1 protein-coding gene is annotated in these 3114 nt (G+C 61.9%); it reads left to right on the top strand.

Annotated features, from left to right (window positions below; translation table 11 throughout):
- A partial coding sequence (locus tag QZ266_RS08940) for an Ig-like domain-containing protein (RefSeq protein ID WP_295694159.1) occupies positions 1-3114 on the top strand: 3114 nt, incomplete at both ends.

Below are 3114 nucleotides of genomic sequence, written 5' to 3'. Positions count from 1 at the left end.
CGTGGCGCCGGGCGACACGATCGACGTTGAGTTTTACATTGCAGCAACGGGCGCGTTCACGACAACGGGCATCGCCTTCACAGATGATCTCGACGCGATGCTGGGTAGTGCGATTGCCACTGGGACGCCTCAGGCAGATGTCTGTGGGGCCGGTTCCAGTCTTACAGGCACAAGTGTCCTGTCCCTGGCGGGCGCCAGCCTGGCATCCGAGGGCTCGTGTACTTTCACGGTCACAGTCAGCGTTCCTGCAGGTGCGGCAGGTGGCACCTACACAAACACGACCAGCAATCTGACCGCGACCCGTTCTGACGACGGTGCTGTGACCATCGATCCCGCGTCTGACAGCTTCGACGTCAATGTGCCGGGTGGCACTCCGCCCAGCGTCACGATTTCAGGTGATACCGATGATCTCGGCGTCGCTTTCTCCCGAGCCCTCGCTGTGCGTTTCAGTGAGCCGATCACCGACCTTGTCGCTGGCGATTTTGATCTCACCAATGCCACGGCGGACGGACTTACCGGGTCCGGCTCTGATTGGACGCTCACCGTTTCGCCCGCGGGTGTCGGCTCGGTCGAGGTCTTTCTTCCGGCGGCCGTCGTTCAGGATGCCGAGGCTGATGACAACGCCCTGTCGAACACGTTCACATTCGAAGCGGTGGCCGGCGACCCGGAAATCAATGTTACGGGCAATTCGGTTTCGATTGCTGACGGGGCTGTCACGCCAAGTCTGACGGACCATACGCAATTCTCGCCCACCGATGTGACGGGCGGCCTCGCCTCGCGCACCTTCACGATTGAAAATCTGGGCACGGACACGCTCACCATTGCAAGTGTCGCCCTGTCAGGCGCAGATTCCGCAGACTTCTCCATTGTTACCGCTGCGGCCGCCAGTGTGGCGCCAGCTGAGACCACGAGTTTCACAGTCCAGTTTGACCCCTCTGTCGCTGCGTCGCGTACCGCGACGATTGCAATCACCAGCAATGACACTGATGAGGCGAGCTATGATTTTGCCATCGCCGGTGAGGGCACGGTCCTGCCGGAGATTCGCCTGGCGGATGCCGGAAACGCAATCAATATCGACTACGCTGACGCATCGCCGTCTGTCGCGGATGGAACCGATTTCGGTAGCCAGGCCGTCGACAGTGGGACCGCGTCCGCCACTTTCACCATCAATAATGATGGTGGCGCCGTCCTGACGCTCGGCAGCGACGCCGTTTCGATTTCCGGATCAGATGATTTTTCGGTAACCGCTCAGCCTGCCACGACCGTCGCGGCAGGCAATTCGACGACGTTTACGATCGAGTTTGACCCCGCAGCAGCGGGCACGTCCAATGCGACGGTTTCCATCGCCAATGATGATTCAGACGAGGCGCCCTACCTGTTCGGTATCACGGGTGTCGGCACGGATAATGTGGCGCCGTCCGGTCACACCGTGGCATTCGATACGACGCTTTACGGGCCGTCAAACTATACCGCCGCGTCGTTTACGATCGATGATCCGGAAACACTCACGGACTACAGCTATACGATCTCGTCGGATGGCGGCGGAGCGAATGTCGTCGGGACTGGCAGTATCCCCATTCCCAATGCGGGGGATCCGTCCGAATTCCAGGTGTCCGGCCTCGATATTTCCGGACTCAATGAAGGCGTTCTGACCGTGAGCGTCATCCTCACGGACGCGTCCGCCAATGCCGCGACAGCCGTCACCAATACAGCGACGCTTGACCTTACCGGGCCGACGCCCGTGATCTCGACTGGTTCCGCGGACCCGGTGTCTGGCGCCTTCACGATCACCGTCGATTTCGGCGAGACCGTCACCGGCTTCCTGGTAGGCGATATCAGCGTCGGCAATGGCGCACTTTCGGCCTTTGCCGATAATGGCGGCGGCGACTTTTCCGCCACTTTGACCCCTGCAGCAGACGGAACCGTCACGGTCGATGTCGCGTCCGCCGCGGCTCAGGATGCCGCCGAGAATGACAGCGCGGCTGCGACCCAGTTCACGATCGAGAATGACGAGACCGCTCCGACCGTGGCTCTGACAACGGGCGCCTCGGATCCGGTCTCCGGCGCTTTCACGATTACCGCGACTTTCTCCGAAGCCGTCACAGGCTTCGCCATTGGCGACTTCTCGGTTGGTAATGGTGCAGCGTCGAGCTTCTCCGCGACCAGCACAACGGTTTACACCGCCACGATCACCCCGGCCGCCGACGGTTCGGTGACGGTCGATGTGGCCGCCGCCGCCGCCCAGGATAGTGCGGGCAATAACAATACAGCCGCGACGCAGTTCTCGATCGAGAACGACGAGACCGTTCCAACCGTGGCTCTGACAACAGGCGCCTCGGATCCTGTTTCCGGCGCCTTCACGATCACCGCGACATTCTCGGAAGCCGTCACGGGATTCGCCATCGGTGATTTCTCCGTCGGCAATGGTGCGGCATCGAGCTTCTCCGCGACAAGCGCCACAGTCTACACCGCCACGATCACACCGGCCGCCGACGGTTCGGTGACGGTCGATGTGGCCGCTGCCGCTGCTCAGGATAGCGCCGGTAATGGGAATACGGCCGCAACCCAGTTCTCGATCGAGAATGACGAGACAGGCCCGACCGCGGCACTGACAACCGGCTCTGCCGATCCGGTCTCTGGTGCCTTCACGATTACCGCGACTTTCTCGGAGGCCGTCACAGGCTTCGCCATCGGCGATTTTTCGGTCGGCAATGGTGCGGCATCGAGCTTCTCGGCAACCAGCGCGACGGTTTACACAGCCACGATCACCCCGGCCGCCGATGGTTCGGTGACGGTTGATGTGGCCGCCGCCACTGCTCAGGATAGCGCCGGTAACGGCAATACCGCGGCGACGCAGTTCTCGATCGAAAACGACGAGACCGTTCCGACCGTGGCTCTGACAACCGGCGCTTCGGATCCGGTCTCCGGCGCCTTCACGATCACGGCGACCTTCTCGGAAGCGGTTACAGGCTTCGCCATTGGCGACTTCTCGGTCGGCAATGGTGCAGCGTCGAGCTTCTCGGCGACCAGTTCGACGGTTTACACAGCCACAATCACCCCGGCCGCCGACGGGTCGGTAACGGTCGATGTGGCCGCCGCCGCCGCCCAGGATAG

It is taken from the genome of uncultured Maricaulis sp., assembly GCF_905480005.1.
In the GTDB taxonomy this organism is placed as follows: Bacteria; Pseudomonadota; Alphaproteobacteria; order Caulobacterales; family Maricaulaceae; genus Maricaulis.
Note: the sequence above shows the minus strand (reverse complement) of the source record. Positions and strands in the feature narration are given on the sequence as shown.